This is a genomic window from Zophobihabitans entericus (genome assembly GCF_011745665.1).
Classification (GTDB): Bacteria; Pseudomonadota; Gammaproteobacteria; order Enterobacterales; family Orbaceae; genus Zophobihabitans; species Zophobihabitans entericus.
In genome coordinates, this window is record NZ_CP050253.1 from 2,260,154 (window position 1) to 2,284,219 (window position 24,066).

The window sequence follows — 24,066 nt, forward strand, 5'->3', positions numbered from 1 at the left end:
TAAAAGGAAGTAAGGATGAATAAACATTTTTATCGTGTGGTTTTTAATCGCGCTCGCGGTATGTTAATGGTGGTGTCTGAACTGGTGCGTAGCCACAGTGGTGAATCACGCAGTAGCCAAAAAGCAGAGGCAACAGAAGGTAAAACGCTGGTAGCTAAACTGACATCAATTAGTTTTTTAACTTATTTATCCTTAGGACTCCTGACTGTTACCTTACCGGCACAGGCGACAACGATTCGCGTTGACCCAAACGCGGATAAAACTCAGCGCCCAACCGTGATTGAAAGTGCCAATGGTACAACACAAATCAATATTCAGACTCCAAACAGTAATGGCTTATCCCATAACCGCTATACTCAGTTTGATGTGTCAGACAAAGGGGTTATTTTAAATAACTCCAATAACTCATCAAATACTCAGCTGGGTGGCTGGATTAAGGGGAATGAGTTCTTAGGTGCCACAGGTGGCGCTAAAATTATCTTAAATGAAGTTAATACTAAAAATCCAAGTCAGATAGCCGGCTATATTGAAGTGGCAGGTCAGCGCGCTCAGGTCATTATTGCCAATGCAGCAGGAATTACCTGTAATGGCTGTGGATTTATTAACGCCAGTCGCGGCACCCTGACAACCGGTAAACCGATTATTGAAAACGGCCAACTTAAAGGTTATGAAGTGAGTCAAGGTCATATTGCCATTGAAGGTAAAGGGCTGGATAGCACGCGTCAGGATTATACCGACCTGATAGCCAGAACAGTGTCAATTAACTCCAGTATTCATGCCAATAACTTAAATGTCGTCACCGGACGTAACAGAGTGAGTGCTGATGCCCAGCAAGTCACTAAACTGGCTGATGATGGTTCAGCCGTGCCTGTTGTAGCACTGGACGTGTCTGCACTTGGCGGTATGTATGCTGGTAAGATTCAGATGATAGGGACAGAAGGTGGTGTTGGTGTCCGTAATGCCGGCAGCATTGGGGCCAGTGCGGGTAGTGTCACGATTTCTGCTGACGGACGAATTGAGAATAACGCCAAAATTTATGCCTCAGAAAATATAAATATTCAAAATAATCAAAGCACTATAAATAACGGTGAAATATCATCACAAAAGGGCTCAACCACAATTAATACCAAAGGTGAGCTGGTTAATAATGACAAGATTATTAGCCAGAATCAGCTGACGGTTACGGCTAAAGGAAATATTACCAATACAGGTTCAATGGGAACTATTGAGGGTAAAGCTGATATAAATAGTCAGGCAAATATTATCAATAGTGGAGAGCTATCATCTGAAAAAGGTGATCTGGTTATTCATGCCAATAATAACCTGACAAATACCGGTAAAATTTTTGCGGATAATAAAGCTCAAATCAATGCCGGTAATGAACTGAATAATCAGGGAACAGGGTCGATTGTTGCTGATCATATTCGTCTGCAAGCCATAACGATTAATAATGTGGCTAAAGACGATATTGCACCAGCTATTGCAGCACGCGCGCAGTTAGATATAGCAGCGCATACCATTAATAACGTCGGACATGCACTTATCTATAGTGATGGTGACATCAATATTGGTGGTCAGTTAGCGGATGAAAGTGGTGTGACTGGTCAGGCAGAAGAACTGAATAATCACAGCAGTAATATTGAAGCTGCTGATAATATCCAGTTATCAGTAAACAAAATTAATAATATCAATGACCATTTTGAAGTTGAAATTCAGGAAGTATCCAGAGAAAACATTATTGAATATCAACATGAAGGCTCTTATAAACGTTACTCACCAAGTGAAGTCTATTTCACACATGGTGAAGTAGACTATATGTGTATAAGAAGTACAGGTTCATGTAACGATTACTTCTATAAATATGTTTATGAACGAGTGATTGAAGAGACCGTTATCACTCAAACAGATCCGGCAAAAATTATTGCAGGTAAAGATATTACCATCAAGGCAGATCACCTGTTAAATGATAAGAGCCAAATTATTGCGGGTAATACGCTGACTATTAATGCGAATTCGATTGAGAATATTGAAGTTCCTGGACAGCGTTATATTAAAGATAACGGAACGGCTATTTATTACTACCGAATCCACGAAAAAGGCTCGGACAGTCAGGGTACCAGTTACTCAACCTACCGACCGACAAAAGTTGAAGATATCACGTTGAGACCTTCTGAATTAAAGTCTGAAACGATCGTCAGTGAAAGCGGTAAAGATCGTCATGATAATGTGATTTCATTAGATAATCCAGAGGTGACTTTACCGCCACCAAATAGTTTATTTCAGGTTAATCCGGATCCTCAAGGTAAATATCTGATTGAAACAGATTCACGCTTTACTAATCGTAGCGAGTGGCTGGGCAGTGATTATATGCTGACGCTACTGAAACAAGATCCAGATAATATTCAAAAGCGCTTGGGTGATGGCTACTATGAGCAAAAACTGGTTCGTGAACAAATTATTGAACTAACTGGGCAACGTTATCTGGGCGATTACACCTCTGACTTAGAACAATATAAAGCCTTAATGGATGCGGGTGTTGAGTTTGCTCAGGAACATAATCTCAGTATTGGTATTGCACTAACAGCAGAACAAATGAAGGCGCTTACCTCAGATATTGTCTGGATGGTCAGTAAAACGGTCACCTTAGCAGACGGGAGTCAGCAACAAGTACTTGTGCCTCAGGTTTATGCCGTTGTGAAACAAGGTGATTTAAATGGTAGTGGCGCACTCCTTGCCGGACGCGATATTGATTTGAGTGTCAGTGGTGATATCAATAATCAGGGACGTATTATTGCCGGTAACGAGATTAATATTACTGCTGAGAATATTAGCAATGGTAAAGGCGGTAATATTCAGGGCAGTGACATCTCTTTAACTGCACAGCAGGATATTAATAATATTGGTGGCCACATTAGTGCTAATGAAAGCTTAAGCTTAACGGCTGGCCGTGATATTACGATTAGCTCAACCATTAATAAAACTGAAGTAAGAGATGGTGATAACTCCTTTGTACAGAATACTATAGGTAGTGTTGGCTCGTTGTCTGTCAATAATGATGGTGGACAGATGTCAATTAACGCTGGCCGTGATGTAAATCTTAATGCTGCGCAAATCACCGCTAATGGCCAGGAAAGTCAGATTGCCATTGAAGCTGGCAATAACGTCAATCTTGGTGTTGTTGAAACCACAACCGGGCAAGCAGTCTATTTTGATAGCGACAATTACACCAAACAAACCATTACCACAGAAGTCGGTAGCGCCATTTTAGGTAATGGTGATATTTCCATTAAATCTGGTAACGACGTTGCGATTAAAGGTGCACAAATCAGTGCGCAAGACACACTAGACATTCAGGCTAAAAATGATCTGACGATTGAAGAAGCTCGTCAGCATATTGTTTATGAAGATCACACTAAAACAGAAGATCATAGCGGTGGTGGAACTTCACAAACGATCAATATGCACACTGAGCTTGATCATAATTTAGCACTGGGTAGTCAGCTAAGTGGTGGAGAGGTTAACCTGTCCGCGGGTCGCGATATGCTGGTACAAGGCAGTCAGGTAGTGAGTGAAACAGCAACCAACCTTGACGCCGGACGTGACATTACGATTACTGCAGCGGAGGAGCGTTTCACTGATAATCACTTTGAAAGTAAAGAAAAGTCTGGCTTTATGAGCGGTGGCGGACTTGGTTTTACTTATGGCACATTCAAAGAGTCTACAGATCAAAATGAAGTCGAAAAAAGCTATCTTGGCAGTATGCTAGGTAGTACAGAAGGTAGTGTAAATATCAATGCTGGCCGTGATGTTGCAGTACGTGGTAGTGAAATTATCGCTAAAGAAGATATTGCTGTAAATGCGGAAAATATCACTATTGAGTCACTGGACGCGACAACGCGTTATCAGGAACAGTATGAGATGGAAAAAACCGGGATTACGGTTGCGATCACAGGAACTGCATCTGATGTTTATAATGCGGGCCAAGCCGCACGCAATGCGCATGATCGTGGTAACTCAACCATTTCTGCTTTGAATGATATTAAAGCGGGACTGACCACCATTAATGCCGGACTTGATGTGGCTATGTCAGCACAAGAGAATAATCCACAAGGAAATGGTGCATCAATTGGTGTGAGTGCTTCAGTTGGTACTGAGCGTACAGAGCGTACTATAAATGAAGAAAGCCACAACGTAGTCGGTTCTGGTCTGTCAGCAGGTAATAATATTACCTTAAATGCCAGAGGTAATGAGGCTGGAGAAGGCGGTGATATTCTTATTAAAGGCAGTGAAGTCAGAGCGGGCAATGATATTAATCTGAGTGCTGCTAATGATGTTAATGTCATTGGTGATGTCAATACCCAGCACCGCGACATGGACGAGAAGAGTAGCAGTGCGAGCATTGGTGTGGGTGTTAGTGTAGGAGCTAATACCGGCTGGACTATCAGCGGCAATGCCAACTTTAGCCGTGAACGTGAAAACATGGACGGTTCAGCCTGGACAGAAAGTGTCATTGATGCGGGTAATAATCTCAATATTACGACCGGTCGTGATATGAATATCATTGGTGGTATTGTTAAAGGCGATACTGTCACCGCAGATATTGGTAATAACCTGAATATTGCCTCACTGCAAGACACCGATAACTACGATTACGATAAAATCAGTGGCTCCATCAGCGGGAGCTTTGGACCAAGTTCTGGTGCTGGCGGAAACATCAGCCTGTCCCAAACCGAGATGGAAAGTAACTGGTCAAGTGTCACAGACCAGTCGGGTATTTATGCAGGTAGCGGTGGGTTTGATATCCGGGTAGAGAACAATACCGACCTGAAAGGTGCGGTGATTGCCTCAGAAGCCAAAGATAAGAGTGATAACGTCTTAGATACTGGTACTATTAGTTTTAGCGATATCGAAAATAAAGCGGATTATAACGTTGACCATGTCTCGGTCAATATTGGGACTAATGGCGGGCTTATCCCATCGGCAGGCGCACCGACAACCTATGAAAACAGTGACAGCGCCTCCAGCACCACTCACTCAGCGGTCGAAGAAGGCACTTTAATTGTCCGTGATGAAGATAAACAAAAACAGGATGTGAACGAGTTAAGTCGCGATACTGAAAATGCCAATAACTCGCTGGGACAAATCTTTGATAAACAGAAAGAGCAGGACAGAATGGATACGCTTGATCTGTTGAATGATATTGCCGCACTCGCTAAAGATAGTCTGAATAAAGTGGATATGAATACCGCTTTATCGGATTACAATAATTTATCTGAGGATGAAAAAAGTCAGATAAAATTTGATGAATATTATAAAAATCGTCAGGAGAATGGTGAAACAGTCGGCGGAATGGGCAGCAGTGCCAATAAAGCGATTGATTCGGTTATCTCTATAGTAACGGGTTTAATTACCGGTGATGTGACTGGAGGACTGGCTGGAGCCAGTGCACCGTGGTTGGCTGAGCAGATTAAGAAAGCAACCACCACTTATGGTTCTGATGGTAAGCCTGTTGTGGATATGGAAGCGAATTTACTTGCTCACACCATACTGGGCGCTGTTGTTGCTGAGTTACAAGGCAATTCAGGCTTAGCAGGTGGTGCCGGAGCCCTGACCGGGGAGGCAGCCGCAGCTCTGATCATTAAAGAGTTATATGGTAACAGAGATGTTTCAGATTTAAGTGAAGCTGAAAAACAAAATATTAGCTCATTAGCTCAACTGGCAGCAGGTTTAGCTGCGGCAGCGGGAAGTGGTGGTGATGTAGGGGATATTGGTACAGCTGTTGCTGGAAGTAAAAATGCGGTGGAAAATAATAAGCTTTCACCTACGCAAAAATCAGAATTAGAAAAAGAAATTGCTGCTTGTGGTAGTGATTGGACATGTAACTTAAAAACTCAATTGAAATGGGCAAATATCAATCTACAACAAGACAATGCGTATGTTGATGGTCTAATTGTGGGATGGGGAGTGTCAGGGCCTATAGAATTAGCGGGAGCAGGATTAGCGGATATACTGGGTACATTTTCAACAAATCCAGCTGATTTAGCGAATAAAGATATAGAGCTGGGAAGTAACTTCTGGACTGTCATTGGTGCTATTGGTGATAAAGCAGAAACAATTAAAGACGGCTATATTAATTCAGAAGGCTATGAGTCTAACTTTAATGCAGGACAAGAGGCTGGAGAAGCCGGATTTAATGTTAAAATTTTATTAGATGGTGGTCGGTATATACTTGCCAATACCTCCAATAAAACAGCTGTAGTGGTAGATAGTACAGCTGGAACGACGAAAGTTATTGAAGGGGCAGGAAGTAGTGCTGGTACCAGTTCAGGTACAGGAAATGTAATCAACAAAGTTGAGAATATCACTTCTGATGTAGGAAAGGGGAATACAGGAAATAAGGCCGTTAACTCAATAGAAACACAGGTAAGTGTTGATAAGAAATTGACTACATACTTACTGGATAAAGACCATCCAGTAGGAGGAAGTAAAGCTGAGTGGTTTGATAAAGCACTTGGTTTTAACCAATCTAATTCAGGACAATTATCTAAACAGATTGTATTTGATACTAATACAGCAGTTCAAACTGGAGTAACAGAATTTGGTACTAAGTATAATCAAGTAATTAAAATTACTGGAGCAAACGGAAAACAAATCGATGTTAATTTTGGTTGGATAAAAAATAATGATGGGGTGGTAAGATTAGTTACTGCAATTCCAACCAAAAAATAACTTAATTTAGGATATGATTATTATGATTCAAGAAAACGATGTAGTTATTGCTAAAAAAGATTTATCAAAAATAGTTCTCAAAGGAAGTAAGGGGGCTGTTGTGATGGTATATAAAGAACCAAGATTAGGTTATGAAGTTGAATTTGTTAATAATCATGGTGAGACGTTGGATGTTATAACAGTTTACCCTGAAGATATTGAAGAACTACCTATAACTTCACCCAGAGGTAGAGAGAAAGGATAACCAGTAATAATATTATAGGGAGTTATTACAATATGGATAAAAAGTATTTGAGCCAACAACTAATTTTATAATCCATTATTCAAAAACAGGGGTACATATAGTACCGGCGAGACCATAAATTATGTATGCAGGTAAAACAAAAGAAGAACAAGTAAAAGTAGAAAATAGAATTAATCTATACACGATGTACGGTTTGATCGATCGAGCGTCTAAAAAGATGCGCGGAGTAACCGCAAGTATAGCTGGTCAAGATCTAACAATTGAAATGTTTTTTGATAGTGAGTTAACTGAGGAGGAAGAGGAGGAAATGGAATGTGCTCATACAGATGTTGTTTCCGATTTATATCAAGAGTTTGTCGGAATATATTTGAAGCTTACAGTTATTCCATCTTCCACACCGATATATGATCAAAGAGGTACTCTAGGCTGGATTTATCTGCGTAAAGAGTATTAATTAAAAATATAGATTCCAGCCTTATAAGCTGGGATCTTTTTACAGGGAAAGGAACGACGACTGTTAACACTCCAGATGGTATAAGTTTTAATATTGAACAACCTAAACATTTAGCAACTGTCGATGGGTTTACTCAATCTAAAGGCATTTCAGAACCAAGTAGTTAGTGATGGAGCGAAGGAATAAAAAATATGGAGCAAGGGAATTAGATTATGAATAAAAATTGCATGTTATATTTCTTTTTTCTTTTCTTTACCTTACTTATTCGAAGTTTAATAGCATTATTTGGCGCATATATATTTACTTTTTTTGTTTTAGATTTAATTAATTATATAAATGTTGATTGGAATAAATTATTCATTTTATTTCCATTAAAAAAGTTGATTGGCGGAAGCTTCGTTATGGGAATAACTGCTTGGTTATGGAGTATTCATAAATATAGAAAGTCCATAACAAGAGGGAAAGAAAGTTTAGAGATTTTATCTCAACATGGTTATAAGGCTGAAATTAATGATATATCTCCATTAATTACTATCCCATTTTACCAAATAAATGGAGAGCTTTTTCATAATCATTATCCATTAACTGCAAGAGATGTTAGTTTTGCTTTAGGGGGATTGAAAAAAATTATAAAAAAGAGCGAGATAAAAAATATCGTAATAAATTTAGTGGATGCTTCAGTTGATATTAATAAATTAAAGAAACAATTATTAAATAAGTATTCAGATAAATTAGATAAAATCTTGATCATAGATAAGTCAGGCAATGTTATTTCTCTGAAGTAATTATTATAAGTTTTGCCTATTAATTGTGGTACACGATAATTGAGCAATAGTGGAGTTAGGGCGAGATTGGGTAAAATCAATGAGAGGAAATAAAAAATATATTAATTTATTATGTTCATTAGTATTTTGGATTTTTATTGGTATTTTCACTATATTTATATCTTGCCTTATAGGATTATTTGTTTTAGAAAAAATCCATTATGTTACTGCTGATTGGAAGGTTTTTCTTGATTTAACTATACTCAAAAAAATTATTATAGGTGGTGGATTAATTGGGATTGCAGCTTGGTGGGTCAAAACTTTTGGCTCTGAGAGTAAAAAGAAAAAATAATCTCATAGAATTAGAAAAATCCCGGTTTAAAACTGGGATTTTTTATATCTGAATAAAATGTAACATTGACATGGAGTGATTGCCTCAGAAGCCGAAGACAAATCGAATAATATCTTAGATACCGGCACCATCAGTTTTAGTAATATCGAAAACAAAGCCGATTATGAAGTCACGCATGATTCCATTTCTGTCGGTACCGGTGGTTTTGGTGCAGGTGCACCGACAACCTATGAAAACAGTGACAGCGCCTCCAGCACCACTCACTCAGCGGTCGAAGAAGGCACTTTAATTGTCCGTGATGAAGACAAACAAAAACAGGATGTGAACGAGTTAAGTCGCGATACAGACAATGCCAATAACTCGCTGGAACAAATCTTTGATAAACAGAAAGAGCTGGACAGAATGGAGACGCTGGAACTGGTCAAAGACATTGGTGCGATGGCAAAAGAGAGTCTGAGTAAGGTAGATATGGCCAGTGCATTATCTGATTACAATCAATTATCGGATGATGAAAAAGAGAGTATCAACTTTGATGATTACTATAAAAACCGGCAGAAAGAGGGTGAAACAATTGGCGGAATGGGCAGCAGTGCCAATAAAGCGATTGATTCGGTTATCTCTATAGTAACGGGTTTAATTACGGGTGATGTGACTGGAGGACTGGCAGGAGCCAGTGCACCGTGGCTGGCGGAGCAGATTAAGAAAGCAACCACCACTTATGGTTCTGATGGTAAGCCTGTTGTGGATATGGAAGCGAATTTACTTGCTCACACCATACTGGGCGCTGTTGTTGCAGAGTTACAAGGCAACTCAGGCTTAGCGGGTGGTGCCGGAGCCCTGACCGGGGAGGCAGCCGCAGCTCTGATTATTAAAGAGTTATATGGTAACAGAGATGTTTCAGATTTAAGTGAAGCTGAAAAGCAGAATATCAGCTCATTAGCACAACTGGCAGCAGGTTTAGCTGCGGCAGCGGGTAGTGGTGGTGATGTGGGGGATATTGGTACCGCTGTTGCTGGGAGTAAGAATGCGACGGAGAATAATTTTCTTGATAAAATAGTACATCCTTCTACCGCCGACAATCTAGGTTCATATGTTCATAACGTACCCGCAATAGAATATAAATACATAGATAAAAATGGCATTGAACAAGCAGACATTTATATTCCATTAAATAATGAAGATACCATAAAAGGATTAAATGATGCTATAAAAGGTACAGGAATGCAAAATGGAAGTGATTATGCTTTAAAATGGGGAACTGAAACTCCGGTGATTGCAGCAACTTCTCTGGTTAGTGGTCCAGGAGGTACATATTTAGTTGCTACAGTTGTTGGTGGTGTAACTAATATTGTATATCAAATATCAACTAAACCATTAGATAAATTTGATATTACTGATACAGTTATCTCAACAGCTGTTTCTGCTCTATCAAAAGGAAAGGGTATTTGGGTTTCTACTGGAGTCGGTGGACTTGGTGGTTATGTGAATAGTTCCATAAAGGGTGATAATACAGTTTCAGGAACATTGAGTGGCGCAGCAAGTTCGGCTGGAGGCAAAGTTATAGGAGATATAACTGGACCAGTTGGAGGTGCAATCACTTCTGAATTTATTAATAATCAAATACAAGAAGCTCTCAGCCAATATGAATAAGGAAATTAGATGATTAGAATTTTTTGTTATTTCTTACTACGTTTCATTATACTTAGCACTATATTTATATTTAGTGTTTGTGCTGTATGTTTATTTGTTTTAGATATAACTGGATATGTAAATATTAACTGGAGCAATGTTTTCACTTTTCCTAATGTTACAAAACTTTTATTTGGTGGCGTAATTACAGGGATAGCTTCATGGGTTATGTTTTTTTATCAATATAAAAAATCAGTTGATAGAGGGAAAAGTAGTTTAGATATATTTTTGCAAAATGGTTATGAAATAGAGATAAACCAAATCTCTCCATTAATAGAAGTTCCTTTTTATAAGATTAATGGAAAGTTTTTTCATAATTATGCTCCAGAAGCAAGAGATATTAGTTATTTATTAAGCGGTATAAAGAAAATTGTAAATAAAAGTAGAACACGAAATATTGTTATTAATTTAATGGATTGTTCAATTGATCTTAATAAAGCAAAAAAACGTATCTTAGATAAGTTTAATGAAAAATTAGATAATATCTTGCTTATTGATGGCTCGGGTAATGTTATAAAGTTAAAATAATTAAATAAATACAAAGAGAAAAATAAATGTTGTGCCTTAAATGTGAACAAAAAGAAGCGTTAAGATATTCAGAAAAATGTGCAGATTGTGAAAATAAAGATTTAGGTTTTCTATGGGTGGCTGTAATTGCGCTTGCTATATTAGTTATTTCTATTGTTTTTCAACTAATTCAAACAATTAACCTGAGTGTGATGTTAATGAATTATAGCTATTACTATTTATTCATCCCGGTTATTTTTGAATTTGTTGGTTTATCACTTCTTTTGGCTTTAGCTATTTATACATGTAAATTATTTTGGCAGCGGAACAAGAAACTCCCTCTTATATTTATTATATTAGTCGTCTCTAATTTGATTTTTTACTTACTGGATTTAGCAATTACTTCTTATATTTACGAGATAAAGATTGATTCATCACTTCTGCCTTGGTTTATTAAAAGCTTTGCATTTACTATATTTTGGAGTTGCTACTTTTTAATCTCTGAAAAAGCTAAAAAAGTATTTATCAATTAACTGAGTCCTTCATTCAGCTACAAATAGAATAGCTCTTAAAAGAGTTATTCTATGAAGTGTGACCCAAACACTACCACCTCGTAAACTTTCCAATCATATCTGGGCTAATGCATAAATCTTTTTTTCTCAAAAGAGATTATGCTTAATTGCCCCATTTTTTACAGAGCTCCAGACAATACAGAAACAAACTCATAAGTATTCTTTTGTAAAAATAAACGAAATCACCCAAGTTATAGGATTATTACTATGAATAAGAAAGTGTCGTTGGTTACAGGGGGTAGTAAAGGTATTGGTTTTGCTGCTGCAAAAGCATTGCATGATTTAGGTCATGTGGTGATTATCGCAGCCAGAAATGAAGAACAATTAAATCAGGCTGTGGCTTCTTTTCAGTCCGAAAATGTACGCGGGATTCAGGAGGATGTCTCAAATCCGGATTCAGTAAAGGCGCTATTTAATCAAATTAAACAAGATTATGGTCGCTTAGATTTACTCTTTAATAATGCGGGTAATAATAGCCCAGTAACAACGATTGAAGACATTCCGTTTGAAGAGTGGAAGCGGGTATTTGATGTTAATATCCATGCCACATTCTTATGTGCGCAAGAAGCGATTAAAATCATGAAGAATCAAACACCAATGGGCGGTCGTATCATTAAAATGGTTCGATTTCAGCTAAAACACCAAGACTCTTTACTGCCGCGTATACCGCGTCAAAATATGCGGTTACCGGGCTAACCAAATCTATTTCGCTTGATTGTCGTAAGTTTAATATTGCCTGTAGTCAGATTAATATTGGTAATGCTGAAACAACAATGTCCAATAGAATGCGCAAGGGTGTCTATCAGGCGGATGGAACGATCCAGTCAGAAGCAATGATGAATGTTGAAGATGTTGGTGCAGCTATTGCCATGATGGCGTCATTACCAAATTCAACCAATGTGCTTGATTTAACCATTATGGCTAATGAGATGCCGTTTGTCGGGCGAGGATAGTTATTGTAAATTTGAGTTGTTATATAAAAATATTGCGAGTTACCTCGCAATATTTCATTTAAGATTATTTATCCTTCATCAGAAAACTATATCTTTTACGCATGATATAAGAATCAAGACTAAAGAACACCAGCGCTACCCAAATAAAGCCAAAGGTTAACATGGTGTAAAAATTTAGCGCTTCACCAAAATAGAAAACCGCCAGTAAAAATACCAGAGTTGGCGAGATATATTGTAAGAAGCCAATAGTTGAATATGGCAGGTTTTTAGCGGCAATATTAAACAGAATTAACGGAATTAACGTTAAAGGGCCTGCAAAAATCGCCAGCCACCATAAGTTACTATGCCAAAACTCACTTTGTAGAGTAACAGCTGACGGATGCAGCCAGAGCCAACATAAGGCAATAGGGACTAGTACCCAGGTTTCTACACACATTCCCGGTAATACTTTAATGGGTACGATTTTGCGTACTAAACCATAAATGGCAAAAGATAATCCTAAAAGCAGAGAAATCCATGGCAGTTTACCAAGCAAAATAATCTGAATCATTACACCAATAAGAGCCAGACCGATAGCAATCCACTGGAACAGGCGAAGTCTCTCTTTTAATACCACCATACCAAGGAACACTGAAAGTAATGGGTTGATATAGTAGCCAAGACTGGTTTCCAGCATATAGCCGCTATTAATTGCCCAGACATACAATAACCAGTTACCGGACAGCATCACACCAGTACAAATTAAAATTAACAGATATTTTGGCTTCTCAAGTAGGGGTTTCCACCACTGTTTTTGCTTGATAAAAGCCAGCAGAATCATACAACCAACTGCGGACCAGATAATTCGGTGGATTATAATCTCGCTCGCGGGTAAAGACTGAATACTTTTAAAGTAAAGCGGTGACAGCCCCCAAATAAAATAAGCGAGCATGGCGAGTAAACAAGCATTGAGTTTAGACATGATGGTACATTCTATCTATATGAGAAATAACAAAAGATTGTAACGCGTTTATTTTGTGAATGCTATCAGGGGAGGAAAATAAAGTATAACTTCTCTATACCGCCATTTTATCGCCACAATATTTTGATAAATAGAGTATAGATAAAGTAATGAAGTGGTGGGCTGTGGGGGGATCGAACCCACGACCAATTGATTAAGAGTCAACTGCTCTACCGACTGAGCTAACAGCCCACATGTCAAGATCTTACACCCAGAATAATCAACAAACAATATCTAAGTCTGGATTAATTTTAGATTATTCATCTGGTGAGATGAGTAATGAACTGAGAATATTTAAAATAATAACAGGCAGAACTGTAAATAAATCAATAAGTTAAATTTCATAACTCATTGATTAATAAGCAGAAATTATTCTACACTCTTAGGTTTAGCAAAGTAATCCAAAATATACTCAAATACATACTGATGTACCCGATCATAACGGGGCTTTTTAGGCCGACATAACAACACACGCCAGTAAATGGGATCATTAAATCGTTTTTCAATAATATTCTTATCCAGATGAAAGTCATGTACGGGTGAGGGCAAGACAGTTATAAAGTCTGAGTTTCTGGCAATTAACATTAAAAAGTCCCAGGATGATGACATGGTACATTTTTTAGGTTTAACCGAGTACTCGGTAAATTTCTTTTGCAGTTTATGGTGAATGATAAAACTGGGATCTAAAATTGCCATCATTTGATTATTCAGATCTGACCATTCCAGTTGTTCTTTTGTTGCCAGTGGGTTGTTGTGATTAAAAAAGGCTGTCAGCTCATCTTGCTTGAGTAAATGCTGGTCGATAATCTCCGGATTGATATTGGTTGGGTCGAGTAAAATAGCAAAATCCAGTTCATCCACCATAAACATTTTACTGAGTTCATAAGCGCCTTTTTCAATAATCTCAAACTCAATATTGGGATTATTAATGACCAGCTGCGCAATTACATCAGCAAATACCACGCCTAAAATAAGCGGAGGGATACCAATCCTGACTTTGCCTTTCATCTGGGTGGAGTCTTCCCGGATAGAAGTCAGCATCATGTTATATTGGTTTAAAATCGCTTTAGCATTGTCATAAAAGATCTCGCCCGTTGGCGTCAGACCTTGTAAACGTCCTTTATAACGTTCAAACAGGTAGATATTCTCATTTTCTTCAAACGCTTTAATAAACTGACTAAGTGCCGGCTGAGAGATATAGAGTCTTTTAGCGGCTAACGATAAATTAAAGTCAGATTTCACCACTTCTACAAAATATTCAAGCTGTCTGATATCCATAAGTACTACCTATGATTTTTAGAGAAAAACGGTTAACTATAAAATATTTTTTGTTGTTAAAACAAAACCTATGTTTGCAGTAATTCAAGTGAATTCTAGCATACATTAATCTATAAGTTAAATTTATAGCAGCTATAAAAAACAAGACTTAGACAAGAGCGCCTGTGCCATTTAGCATCATCAACAATTCTATTAGTTAGATCATGTTAAGAGGATACAGATATGAGAGAAGTTGTCATCGTTTCGGCAGTCAGAACAGCAATAGGTAGTTTTGGTGGGGTATTTAAAGATGTCACCGTGGTTGAACTGGGTGTGACTGCAGTGAAAGAAGCGATCAAACGTATTGGGCTGGATATTACACAAATCGATGAAGTGATTTTAGGTAATGTATTACAAGCAGGTCTTGGCCAAAACGTGGCAAGACAGATTTCAATTAAAGCAGGGATCCCTGATACAGTACCAAGTTTTACCGTGAATCAAGTGTGTGGTTCTGGTCTTAAAACGGTTGAACTGGCAGCGCAAGCAATTGCACTTGGTAATGCTGATGTTGTGATTGCCGGTGGTGCTGAAAGCATGAGCCAGTCTGCTTATGTTTTGCCTAAAGCACGCTTTGGTATCCGTATGGGTAATTCTGAAATCATTGATAGCATGATTGTTGATGGCTTAACTGATGCGTTTAATCACTATCATATGGGTGTAACGGCGGAGAATATAGCACAAAAATATGGTATCTCCCGTGAAGAGCAAGACAAGCTCGCTTTAGCCAGCCAAAATAAAGCTGAAGTTGCAATGAATGCGGGTCGTTTTAAAGATGAAATCGTGCCAGTAGTGATTCCAAGCCGTAAAGGTGAGCCAACCATTATCGATACTGACGAGCATCCAAAAGCAGGCATGACGCTGGATAAATTAGCTAAATTAAGACCCGCTTTTAATAAAGAAGGTTCTGTGACAGCGGGTAATGCATCAGGTATTAATGATGGTGCGGCAATTCTGATTTTAATGAGTAAAGAAAAGGCCCAGCAACTTGGTTTAACACCACTGGCTACTATTAAAAGCAGCGCGACAGCTGGCGTAGCACCAGAAATCATGGGAACAGGCCCAATTCCAGCAACTCAAAAAGCACTGAAAAAAGCAGGTATGACAATTAACGATCTGGATTTAATTGAAGCGAACGAAGCCTTTGCTGTACAGGCGCTAGCTGTACAAAAAGATCTGCACATTCCAGATGAAAAACTCAATGTTAATGGTGGTGCGATTGCACTTGGTCACCCAATTGGTGCCAGTGGTGCGCGTGTTTTGGTTTCTTTAGTTCATGAAATGCAAAAACGTAAGGCAAAATCAGGACTTGCCACACTTTGTATTGGTGGTGGGCAGGGTATTGCGATGATCATTACCAGATAATAAGGGGACGAAGATGAATAAATTAGTCAGTATTGAACAAGCCTTAGATGGTATTAAAGATGGTGCAGTCATTATGGTTGGCGGTTTTATGGCTAATGGTACACCAGAAAAGTTAGTTGATTACCTCTGTGCTAAAGGGATTAAGAACCTGACCCTTATCTGTAATGATACTGGTTTACCAGGTAAAGGCACCGGTAAGATGGTTGAAAAGAAACAATTTAGTAAAATTATCGCTTCACACGTTGGTTTAAATAAAGAAACTGGCCGTCAAATGAGTGCAGGTGAAACCGAAGTACAACTTATTCCACAAGGTACACTGGCTGAGCAGATTCGTTGTGGTGGTTATGGACTGGGTGGATTTTTAACACCAACTGGTATGGGAACCTTAATTGAAGAAGGTAAACAAAAGATTGAAGTGAACGGTAAACAATACCTGTTGGAACTGCCAATCAGAGCTGACTTTGCTTTACTCTTTGCTTCTAAAGTCGATAAAGCCGGCAATATGATCTATAAAGGCTCAATGAATAACTTTAATAATGTTATGGCATCTGCTGCTGATGTAACGATTGTAGAAGCGGGTGAGGTGGTAGAAATTGGTGCACTGGATCCAAATCAGGTGATGACTCCGGGCGTGTTCGTTAATTATGTGGTTGATGGAGGAAAATGCTAATGATGGATAAAGAGCAAATGCAAAACTATATTGCTAAACGCGTAGCGCAGGAACTTCGTGATGGCAATATCGTTAACTTAGGGATTGGACTCCCAACGCGAGTAGTTAATTTTATTCCTGAAAATATTCATATTACATTGCAGTCAGAAAATGGTTTCACCGGACTTGGCCCGACCCCTTCTGATGATCAACTGGATGAGACAATTGTTAATGCCGGCGGGCAAATTGTCTCAATTCAACCGGGCGGCTGCTTTTTTGATAGTGCGACATCCTTTGGGATCATTCGTGGTGGTCATGTTGATGCGACCGTTCTTGGCGCATTACAGGTTGATGAGAAAGGTAATATTGCTAACTACATGATTCCGGGCAAAATGGTACCAGGCATGGGGGGAGCGATGGATCTGATTACGGGCGCTAAAAGAGTGATTGTGGCTATGGAGCATACCTCTAAAGGTGCACTAAAAATCCTAAAATCCTGCTCTTTACCTTTAACTGCTGTGAATGCGGTTGATTTAATTGTTACTGAAATGGGAGTGATTAAAGTTACTGATAAAGGATTAGTGCTGACTGAACTTAATCCAGATTACACCGTTGAAGAAGTCATTGCCGCAACAGAGGCTCATTTAGAAATTGCAATTTAGCGATATATAACTAGCTTATACTTTTTAAATCTTGCCTCTTTCAGAAACTAGTCTTTTGACTAGTTTCTGCTTTTGGGAGATTACATTTATAATATTATGATTAACAATTGGGTATTTTATTTAGCAATGATTAACTGAATGTGGTGTTCTTCAAAATAATTAACATACTCATCACTTGGTAAAGAAGAAGTGATCACACCGGCAAGATCATCAATATGTGCATAAGTTAATAATGAATCGCGTCCAAATTTTGACTCATCGGCAAGTAGAAATACCTTACGAGAACGCTGTACAATTGCACTCTTTAATTCATGTTCCTGCACATCATAATTGGTCAAACCATTCTCAATTGAGAGCCCGGATGATGCCATAAAAGCTTTATTAATATTGTATTTATTTAAGACAACACTCAAACTACCGTCCCCGGTAAAAGAACGGGTTTTACGCCTAAAAATATTACCAATGACAACCAGATTAACGTTATCAAAATCAACAATACTCTCAATAATATCAAAGCTATTTGTAAGTACCGTAAAGTTAAAATCGCGAGGAAAGTATTTAACAATATTTTTCGTTGTCGTTCCTGCATCAATAAATATAAGTTCATTGGGTTGAATCAGTGTTGCTGCACTACGGACAATGCTGTCTTTAGCTTGTGGATTGATATTACCTCGAGTATCTGAACCGGGTAACTTTTGGTGCAATGTTGCAACTCCACCATAAACTTTTTGAATCGCACCTTGTTGTTCCAGAATATTAATATCTCGTCGGATTGTATTTTTAGACATATTGAATTTTTCACATAAACTTTCAATAGAAACAAGCTCGTAAGTATCAATATATTTTTTAATTTCCTGAATTCTTTTCTCTTTCATTGCCAGATTCTCTAAAATAGTTATTTAGTGTTTAATAAATAGAAAGTAATGAAATGGATATTTCCTGGTACAGATAGTCATAACAAAGTACTGGTGGATGGAAATTATAACTGATACAAAAATTATTGTCACATAAGTCACCATGTAAATTCAGAATATAACCAAAATATAATTAAGATTTGATCGTAAATGAGTTTGTTGATAAGGTTTAATGCATTGATTATTAATGAATTAATTTTATTTTTGCAGATTTAAGACATTATTGGGTTTTTTATACACCTCTGAGGGTGATAAAATGGATCGTCATTCACTTAATGGGTTTTGTTATGATCATCAGTGCCAGCAAACGCACGGATATTCCGGCATTTTATTCCGATTGGTTTTTCAATCGGTTACAGGCTGGTTATGTTTTGATTCAAAATCCACGCAATCCTCATATGTTCTCACGCGTGCGCTTAAATCCTGATGTTGTCGATTGTATTGTGTTTTGGACTAAAAATCCTTACCCAATGCTTGCTAAGCTGGATAAACTGCAACCTTATGATTACTATTTCCAGTTTACTTTAACTCCTTATGATCAACAGGTAGAAGCTAAGCTCCCGTCAGTTAAGCAACGCATTACTATTTTTAAACAACTTAGCGAGAAGATTGGTAAAGAGCGCGTGATCTGGCGCTATGATCCGATCTTTATCAGTCCTGAGCACAGTATTGAATATCATAAACAGCAATTTAGTTATTTGCTGGCAGAACTTAAAGACTATACACAAAAATGTGTGATTAGTTTTATTGATCATTATAAGCATCTTCACCAGACTTTTAATGCCAGAGCGATTAAGCCCATGACCAATGAGCAAATCAATGAACTGGCTGAGTATTTTGCAAAGCAAGCCAGACAAGCAGGTATCGTGCTGGAAACTTGTGCTGAAGAGGTGGATCTTGAGCAATATGGTATTGCTCATGGTGCTTGTATTAACTTACAACAAATTGAGCAGATTATTCAAAGTCCAATCAATGCGAAAATTGACAAAAACCAGCGTGAGGCTTGTGGTTGTATAGAAAGTATTGATATTGGAACCTATAACACCTGTTTACATGAATGTATTTATTGTTATGCCATTACCCGTCAAAATCAGGTGATAATTAATCGTCGTCAGCACGATAAGTTGTCACCTAAACTGATTGGTCAGATAGAACCGACAGATATTATTATTGATAAAATGGTGAGTTCTGTAAAAACTAAACAGGACTCACTTTTTTAAGCAAGGAAGGAAGATGTTAGATATACAACAATTAAAAGCTGAACAATTAAGTAAAGCCGGGCAGGTTATTCTCTCTGATGATTTTTCATTACCTGAAACAAATTTTTTAATTGGTGGGACTGATGTGGGCTTTGAGCAGGATGGTGAAATCACCAGAGCGGCTATTGTGGTACTTAAATATCCAAGTTTTGAAGTGATGGAATATCAAATTGCCCGTATTCCAACTACCATGCCTTATATTCCGGGTTATCTCTCTTTCCGTGAATATCCGGCTTTACTGAAAGCCTGGCAGCAACTTAAACAGAAACCACAATTACTGTTTGTTGACGGGCAGGGTGTAGCTCATCCAAGGCGTCTTGGTATTGCCAGCCATTTAGGACTGCTGCTTGATATTCCAACTATTGGGGTAGCAAAAAATCGTTTGTGCGGTAAACATGACATTTTACCAGAAGAAGTCGGGAGCCACGTTGCCTTAATTGATAAACAAGAGCAAATTGGCTGGGTGTTAAGGAGTAAAAAACGTTGTAATCCTCTATATATTTCAGCCGGGCATCGAATCAGTCATAATACAGCACTAAACTGGGTAGAGAAATGTTTAAAAGGTTACCGTTTACCAGAGCCAACACGTTTTGCTGATGCCTTTGCTTCCAATAAAAAGCTATTTCAAACTTATCTGGCAGAGAATAGCTAAAATAAAACCGGTTAAGACATTCCATTTAAGATACGAAAGATCTATATTATACGGCTTAAATCATTCCTAATTATAAAAGAGCTTCCCGTGTCACTTTCTTCCTACTTTCTTGCGCTTGTGGTAGTTATCACATGGGCTTATAACAATATTGCCGTAAAACTCGGCGGTGTTGAGATACCTCCTATTTGTTTAGTGACACTACGCTTTGTGGTAGTGGCCATTTTAGTGGTGCCATTTACCCGTGTGAGTAAAGAGCAGCTAAAAGTTGTGGTCTTACTGGCCTTTACTTTTGGACTGATGCATTTCTCTCTGTTATTTGTGAGTCTGCAATATGCAGAAGTTGGGATTAGTGCCATTCTGACTCAACTTGGAACACCTTTTGCTATCCTTATGGCGTGTGTGTTTTTGAAAGAAAAAATCAAACTAAAACAAATTATCGGTATCTTCATCTCATTTGTTGGCGTTGTTACACTGGCAGGTAGCCCAAGTATGCCACCAATTCCTATTATTATTTTACTATTAGGTAGTGCGCTGGGCTGGGCTGTGACCAATGTGATTATTAAGCAAAAAGCGGCTAATATTCCGCCTTTAACATTAACAGCCTGGGTTTCTTTTATCTCTATTCCGGTTGTGGGTTTTACCTCTTTTATTTTTGAATCAGGGCAGCTTGAAGCATTACAAAAAGCCTCATGGAATGGCTGGTTTGCAGTATTTTATAGCGCAATAGGTTCATCTATTTTCGCGTATTCTATCTGGTATTGGTTATTGAAGAAGTATCCGATTAACCAGGTGATTCCATTTTCACTATTAAGTCCGGTATTTTCAGTTTTATTTGGTATTTTACTCTTGAATGAACAGGTGAATATTTTTAAGATTATTGGATCCCTGTTAGTTATTGGCGGTATTTTCTTTGCAACAGTGGATATTAAGAGACTGATTTTCAGACGCCATTTACCACAATAATAATTATCTTAGAGATTACTTATCAAGAATTGTCAGAGATTCTCGTCCCTTAGTCAGGTTAACGAGAGTCTCCTGAAATAACTTAGCTTCTTCTGTCGGAATTGCCATTTTAATGGCTGGGCCTAGCGTGCCAAAAATTTGTTCATCAATGATCACATCAAAATCACGTAAACGATTTTCCAGAATTGGCCATTCATGATAGTGGCAGGAAAATTGATAATGTTGTCTGAGGATAATGGGTTTTAGTGGTGCCGACTGCAAACAGTGGGCAGCACATCCACCATAAGCACGAATAAGCCCGCCGGCCCCCAGTTTTATGCCACCAAACCAGCGAATAACCAGCACAACAACCTCATCTATTTGCTGACCTTCGATAGCCGATAAGATAGGACGACCGGCAGTGCCAGATGGCTCTCCATCATCACTAAAACGATACTGTTGACCTATCTTCCATGCCCAGCAGTTATGATTAGCTGTTGCATCACTATTTGCCTGAATAAATTGTTGAGCCTGTTCAGTTGTGGTTACAGGAGCACTCCGCACTAAAAAGCGACTTTTTTTAATTTCTTCCTGCCACTGATAAGGTTCAACTAAGGTAAAGGTCATGGAGCTATATGTCTGATGAGAAGTGAATGGCTTAGGATTATAGGAGAAATTATCAGTAGAGGAAACCCGCAATCTGCATAGTATTTAACAAATCCATGAGAAGGTCTTACAATACCTGATTATATTTTAAGGATTTTTAGTAAAAGGAATTCGTTAAAAGGAAGCAATAAATATATGCAACAAAATAAATATGATGACGAGACATTTTTTAATAAATACCATCAAATGGCACGCTCACAACAAGGGCTGGAAGCTGCTGGTGAATGGCATACATTAAAGTCGATGTTACCTGATTTTAAGGGTAAAAGATTGCTCGATCTGGGGTGTGGTTATGGCTGGCACTGTATTTATGCCATGGAGCAGGGAGCGAAATCAGCGGTTGGGGTAGATATCTCTGAGAAGATGCTGCAAAAAGCCAGAGAGATGAATACTTTTAAACAGGTTGAATACCAGCAGATGCCAATTGAGTCGATTCAGTTTCCTGAAGATAGTTTTGATATTGTGCTGAGTTCTCTGGCATTTCACTATGTTCAATCATTTGAGGATATTTGCCGTAAAGTTTCTGTTTGTTTAGCTGCTAAAGGGGATTTCATCTTTTCGGTAGAGCATCCGGTTTTTACTGCGTATGGAACGCAGGACTGGTACCGGGATGAGTCCGGGGAAATTAAACACTGGCCAGTTGATGGTTATTTTACTGAAGGTGTTCATCATACTCAGTTTTTGGGTGAGGAAGTGATTAAGTATCATAAGACACTGACAACTTATCTAAATACATTATTGCAAATGGGGTTTGAGATTACCGGGATTGTAGAGCCACAGCCAAATGAACATCTTTTAGCGACAGTTCCGGGAATGAGTTATGAGTTACGGCGTCCAATGATGTTACTGGTGAGTTGTCGGAAGAAGTAAAGAGAATTATTTTTATGAATGATTTCATACTAAAAGTGCGACTGCGTCGCGCAACTGAAGAGTGGTGTGGTTATTAGCATGGTGTTTGGCGGGGAACACGCCCCGCAGGCGTGTATTCTTTTTATGGTGTTTGTTATTAGCATGGGCTTAGGGCGGACGGCGCCGCCCATGCGCAATCAGGTTTGTTCTATGTTTTTGTTAGCTTGGTGTTTGTGGGGGAACATCCCCCAGAGATGTTTCTTTAGGAACGGTTGCCAGCTCCGTGGGCTTGATGGCCTACCGCACCCCATAGGCGCCCGTTCGTCAGGCTCACTAAGACCTATGAGGTACGCTCTCCATCAATCAGAGCAACTGTGCTGTAACTCTAAATAGAATATTAAAATCAATTAGCTAAATCATAAAATAAAGATTAGGAAAATTATAGGATTAAGATCTAAAAAGCGCGACACTGCCGCGCAATATAAACTCATATAAGATTTATAATTCTTAATACCAGAACTTAAAATAACAACTCTCAACCCGACCCAATCTAAAATATAATCTTTTAATCTTTTAATCTTTTATCAGTGAATCCTATTGGATATAGACTGAGCTTATCGGTGCTATGGAGTAAGCGTTACATGGCTTGCATGTTCAGCGCATCGGAATAGTACCGGTAAGCTCACACGCAGGCTAATGATCTTCACCGTTCTAAGATCTATAAGCGCGACTACGTCGCGCAACTCAAATAACCTAATGATTTCACGACTCTAAGATCCAAAAGCGCGACAGTGTCGCGCAACTTAATACATCATTATTGTGGATATTATGATTTTGAGATGGTCGATAGGGTAAGGCTATGATTTACTTGGAAAAACTGCAATAAACCTTATTTTATAACTATTTGATTTTATTGCAGTTTTTATTTGAAAATAATCTTGATTATTTGTTTAATAACAATTGGTTAAGATTTAATTACTCACCAAGAAAATTAACCAGAGTGAAACAGTTCACACCCATATCAGTTAATTTCTTTTCACCACCAAGGTCTGGTAGGTTAATAACAAATGCTGCGTCTTCAACAATGCCACCTGATTTTCTGATCAGATTTGCTGTAGCAGAAACAGTACCACCTGTTGCTAGTAAGTCATCAATAATCAGGATTTTTTCACCCGCATTGATTGCATCAGTGTGAATTTCTAACGTATCTGTACCGTATTCCAGTTGATATTCTTCTTTAAATACGTGACGCGGTAACTTTTTAGGTTTACGTACCGGAATAAACCCAGCACCAAGAGCCAGAGCAACAGGAGCTGCAAAGATAAAACCACGCGCTTCTGTCCCAACGACTTTATCAATTTTTTTATCTTTGTAGTGAGCGACAAGCAACTCAATCGTTAATCTGAATGCTTCCGGATTTTCAAGTAAACTGGTGATGTCACGAAACAGAATCCCCGGTTTTGGATAATCAGGAATAGTGATAATGCTATCTTTAATAAAAGATAATTTTTCAGATAAAGATTTCATAAA

General features: G+C 38.4%; 21 protein-coding genes, 1 tRNA gene and 1 pseudogene. 17 read left to right on the plus strand and 6 right to left on the minus strand.

Annotated elements, in window-relative coordinates; all coding sequences use genetic code 11:
* The first annotated feature begins 15 nt into the window (after window positions 1–15).
* The 10 genes and pseudogenes from IPMB12_RS10260 to IPMB12_RS10305 all read left to right on the plus strand — a co-directional run bounded on the left by IPMB12_RS10260 (window position 16) and on the right by IPMB12_RS10305 (window position 12,264).
* Complete coding sequence (locus IPMB12_RS10260) at window positions 16–6,729, plus strand: two-partner secretion domain-containing protein (RefSeq protein ID WP_166917331.1); 6,714 nt, start codon at window positions 16–18, stop codon at window positions 6,727–6,729.
* 22 nt (window positions 6,730–6,751) lie between these two features.
* Window positions 6,752–6,973 (plus strand): DUF4926 domain-containing protein, encoded by a 222-nt coding sequence (locus IPMB12_RS10265; RefSeq protein WP_166917332.1) that lies wholly within the window; start codon window positions 6,752–6,754, stop codon window positions 6,971–6,973.
* Between the two features lie 70 nt (window positions 6,974–7,043).
* Window positions 7,044–7,091 (plus strand): hypothetical protein, encoded by a 48-nt coding sequence (locus IPMB12_RS12300; RefSeq protein ID WP_407704087.1) that lies wholly within the window; start codon window positions 7,044–7,046, stop codon window positions 7,089–7,091.
* 3 nt (window positions 7,092–7,094) lie between these two features.
* Entirely contained in the window at window positions 7,095–7,427 is a 333-nt protein-coding gene (locus tag IPMB12_RS10275) for a hypothetical protein (protein WP_166917333.1), read from the plus strand.
* Between the two features lie 212 nt (window positions 7,428–7,639).
* Window positions 7,640–8,212 (plus strand): hypothetical protein, encoded by a 573-nt coding sequence (locus tag IPMB12_RS10280; protein ID WP_166917334.1) that lies wholly within the window; start codon window positions 7,640–7,642, stop codon window positions 8,210–8,212.
* Between the two features lie 79 nt (window positions 8,213–8,291).
* Window positions 8,292–8,543, plus strand: coding sequence for a hypothetical protein (locus IPMB12_RS10285; protein ID WP_166917335.1), 252 nt, complete (start codon window positions 8,292–8,294; stop codon window positions 8,541–8,543).
* A gap of 75 nt (window positions 8,544–8,618) precedes the next feature.
* Window positions 8,619–10,193 carry a VENN motif pre-toxin domain-containing protein gene (locus tag IPMB12_RS10290; RefSeq protein WP_166917336.1) on the plus strand — a complete coding sequence of 525 codons (1,575 nt, stop codon included), beginning with the start codon at window positions 8,619–8,621 and terminating at the stop codon, window positions 10,191–10,193.
* 9 nt (window positions 10,194–10,202) lie between these two features.
* Window positions 10,203–10,760, plus strand: coding sequence for a CdiA C-terminal domain-containing protein (locus tag IPMB12_RS10295; RefSeq protein WP_166917337.1), 558 nt, complete (start codon window positions 10,203–10,205; stop codon window positions 10,758–10,760).
* Between the two features lie 26 nt (window positions 10,761–10,786).
* Window positions 10,787–11,272 (plus strand): DUF2569 family protein, encoded by a 486-nt coding sequence (locus IPMB12_RS10300; protein ID WP_166917338.1) that lies wholly within the window; start codon window positions 10,787–10,789, stop codon window positions 11,270–11,272.
* A gap of 246 nt (window positions 11,273–11,518) precedes the next feature.
* Window positions 11,519–12,264: pseudogene (locus IPMB12_RS10305) on the plus strand (SDR family oxidoreductase).
* A 64-nt stretch (window positions 12,265–12,328) separates the two neighbouring features.
* Here IPMB12_RS10305 and rarD read toward each other — a convergent pair.
* The 3 genes from rarD to IPMB12_RS10320 all read right to left on the minus strand — a co-directional run bounded on the left by rarD (window position 12,329) and on the right by IPMB12_RS10320 (window position 14,542).
* The gene (gene rarD / locus IPMB12_RS10310; RefSeq protein WP_166917339.1) at window positions 12,329–13,225 is read right to left on the minus strand and encodes an EamA family transporter RarD; all 897 of its coding nucleotides are present in this window, start codon (window positions 13,223–13,225) and stop codon (window positions 12,329–12,331) included.
* Window positions 13,226–13,380: 155 nt separating this feature from the next.
* Window positions 13,381–13,456, minus strand: a tRNA-Lys gene (locus IPMB12_RS10315).
* A 177-nt stretch (window positions 13,457–13,633) separates the two neighbouring features.
* The gene (locus IPMB12_RS10320) at window positions 13,634–14,542 is read right to left on the minus strand and encodes a LysR family transcriptional regulator (RefSeq protein WP_166917340.1); all 909 of its coding nucleotides are present in this window, start codon (window positions 14,540–14,542) and stop codon (window positions 13,634–13,636) included.
* A gap of 222 nt (window positions 14,543–14,764) precedes the next feature.
* Between IPMB12_RS10320 and IPMB12_RS10325 the strand changes: the two genes are divergently transcribed.
* The 3 genes from IPMB12_RS10325 to IPMB12_RS10335 are packed head-to-tail and all read left to right on the plus strand — an operon-like array spanning window position 14,765 to window position 17,254.
* A complete protein-coding gene (locus IPMB12_RS10325) occupies window positions 14,765–15,943 on the plus strand; it encodes an acetyl-CoA C-acetyltransferase (RefSeq protein WP_166917341.1) in 1,179 nt (392 codons plus the stop codon).
* Between the two features lie 13 nt (window positions 15,944–15,956).
* A complete protein-coding gene (locus IPMB12_RS10330; protein ID WP_166917342.1) occupies window positions 15,957–16,613 on the plus strand; it encodes a CoA transferase subunit A in 657 nt (218 codons plus the stop codon).
* Between the two features lie 2 nt (window positions 16,614–16,615).
* Entirely contained in the window at window positions 16,616–17,254 is a 639-nt protein-coding gene (locus IPMB12_RS10335) for a 3-oxoacid CoA-transferase subunit B (protein ID WP_166917780.1), read from the plus strand.
* Between the two features lie 116 nt (window positions 17,255–17,370).
* Here the strand turns inward: IPMB12_RS10335 and IPMB12_RS10340 are convergent, their stop codons facing one another.
* Window positions 17,371–18,129, minus strand: coding sequence for a DeoR/GlpR family DNA-binding transcription regulator (locus tag IPMB12_RS10340; protein ID WP_166917343.1), 759 nt, complete (start codon window positions 18,127–18,129; stop codon window positions 17,371–17,373).
* A gap of 326 nt (window positions 18,130–18,455) precedes the next feature.
* Here IPMB12_RS10340 and IPMB12_RS10345 point away from each other — a divergent pair, with 326 nt between their 5' ends.
* The 3 genes from IPMB12_RS10345 to IPMB12_RS10355 all read left to right on the plus strand — a co-directional run bounded on the left by IPMB12_RS10345 (window position 18,456) and on the right by IPMB12_RS10355 (window position 21,042).
* Entirely contained in the window at window positions 18,456–19,388 is a 933-nt protein-coding gene (locus IPMB12_RS10345; RefSeq protein ID WP_166917344.1) for a DUF1848 domain-containing protein, read from the plus strand.
* A 13-nt stretch (window positions 19,389–19,401) separates the two neighbouring features.
* Complete coding sequence (nfi, locus tag IPMB12_RS10350; RefSeq protein WP_166917345.1) at window positions 19,402–20,079, plus strand: deoxyribonuclease V; 678 nt, start codon at window positions 19,402–19,404, stop codon at window positions 20,077–20,079.
* 87 nt (window positions 20,080–20,166) lie between these two features.
* On the plus strand, window positions 20,167–21,042 hold the full coding sequence (locus IPMB12_RS10355) for a DMT family transporter (RefSeq protein ID WP_166917346.1): 876 nt from the start codon (window positions 20,167–20,169) through the stop codon (window positions 21,040–21,042).
* A 15-nt stretch (window positions 21,043–21,057) separates the two neighbouring features.
* Here IPMB12_RS10355 and IPMB12_RS10360 read toward each other — a convergent pair whose 3' ends face one another.
* Window positions 21,058–21,648, minus strand: coding sequence for an IMPACT family protein (locus tag IPMB12_RS10360; RefSeq protein ID WP_166917347.1), 591 nt, complete (start codon window positions 21,646–21,648; stop codon window positions 21,058–21,060).
* Between the two features lie 174 nt (window positions 21,649–21,822).
* Between IPMB12_RS10360 and IPMB12_RS10365 the strand changes: the two genes are divergently transcribed.
* A complete protein-coding gene (locus IPMB12_RS10365; protein WP_166917348.1) occupies window positions 21,823–22,557 on the plus strand; it encodes a class I SAM-dependent methyltransferase in 735 nt (244 codons plus the stop codon).
* A 954-nt stretch (window positions 22,558–23,511) separates the two neighbouring features.
* Here the strand turns inward: IPMB12_RS10365 and apt are convergent.
* A complete protein-coding gene (gene apt, locus IPMB12_RS10370; RefSeq protein WP_166917349.1) occupies window positions 23,512–24,063 on the minus strand; it encodes an adenine phosphoribosyltransferase in 552 nt (183 codons plus the stop codon).
* Window positions 24,064–24,066: the final 3 nt, after the last annotated feature.

Excerpts from the sequence above, each read along its gene's own strand:
- IPMB12_RS10330 (WP_166917342.1), top strand. The coding sequence starts at position 15,957 with ATGAATAAATTAGTCAGTATTGAACAAGCCTTAGATGGTATTAAAGAT.
- apt (WP_166917349.1), bottom strand. The coding sequence starts at position 24,063 with ATGAAATCTTTATCTGAAAAATTATCTTTTATTAAAGATAGCATTATC.
- IPMB12_RS10345 (WP_166917344.1), top strand. The coding sequence starts at position 18,456 with ATGATCATCAGTGCCAGCAAACGCACGGATATTCCGGCATTTTATTCC.
- IPMB12_RS10275 (WP_166917333.1), top strand. The coding sequence starts at position 7,095 with ATGTATGCAGGTAAAACAAAAGAAGAACAAGTAAAAGTAGAAAATAGA.
- IPMB12_RS10335 (WP_166917780.1), top strand. The coding sequence starts at position 16,616 with ATGGATAAAGAGCAAATGCAAAACTATATTGCTAAACGCGTAGCGCAG.
- IPMB12_RS10365 (WP_166917348.1), top strand. The coding sequence starts at position 21,823 with ATGCAACAAAATAAATATGATGACGAGACATTTTTTAATAAATACCAT.
- IPMB12_RS10300 (WP_166917338.1), top strand. The coding sequence starts at position 10,787 with ATGTTGTGCCTTAAATGTGAACAAAAAGAAGCGTTAAGATATTCAGAA.
- IPMB12_RS10325 (WP_166917341.1), top strand. The coding sequence starts at position 14,765 with ATGAGAGAAGTTGTCATCGTTTCGGCAGTCAGAACAGCAATAGGTAGT.
- nfi (WP_166917345.1), top strand. The coding sequence starts at position 19,402 with ATGTTAGATATACAACAATTAAAAGCTGAACAATTAAGTAAAGCCGGG.
- IPMB12_RS10295 (WP_166917337.1), top strand. The coding sequence starts at position 10,203 with ATGATTAGAATTTTTTGTTATTTCTTACTACGTTTCATTATACTTAGC.
- IPMB12_RS10280 (WP_166917334.1), top strand. The coding sequence starts at position 7,640 with ATGAATAAAAATTGCATGTTATATTTCTTTTTTCTTTTCTTTACCTTA.
- rarD (WP_166917339.1), bottom strand. The coding sequence starts at position 13,225 with ATGTCTAAACTCAATGCTTGTTTACTCGCCATGCTCGCTTATTTTATT.
- IPMB12_RS10360 (WP_166917347.1), bottom strand. The coding sequence starts at position 21,648 with ATGACCTTTACCTTAGTTGAACCTTATCAGTGGCAGGAAGAAATTAAA.
- IPMB12_RS10265 (WP_166917332.1), top strand. The coding sequence starts at position 6,752 with ATGATTCAAGAAAACGATGTAGTTATTGCTAAAAAAGATTTATCAAAA.
- IPMB12_RS10320 (WP_166917340.1), bottom strand. The coding sequence starts at position 14,542 with ATGGATATCAGACAGCTTGAATATTTTGTAGAAGTGGTGAAATCTGAC.
- IPMB12_RS10260 (WP_166917331.1), top strand. The coding sequence starts at position 16 with ATGAATAAACATTTTTATCGTGTGGTTTTTAATCGCGCTCGCGGTATG.
- IPMB12_RS10285 (WP_166917335.1), top strand. The coding sequence starts at position 8,292 with ATGAGAGGAAATAAAAAATATATTAATTTATTATGTTCATTAGTATTT.
- IPMB12_RS10340 (WP_166917343.1), bottom strand. The coding sequence starts at position 18,129 with ATGAAAGAGAAAAGAATTCAGGAAATTAAAAAATATATTGATACTTAC.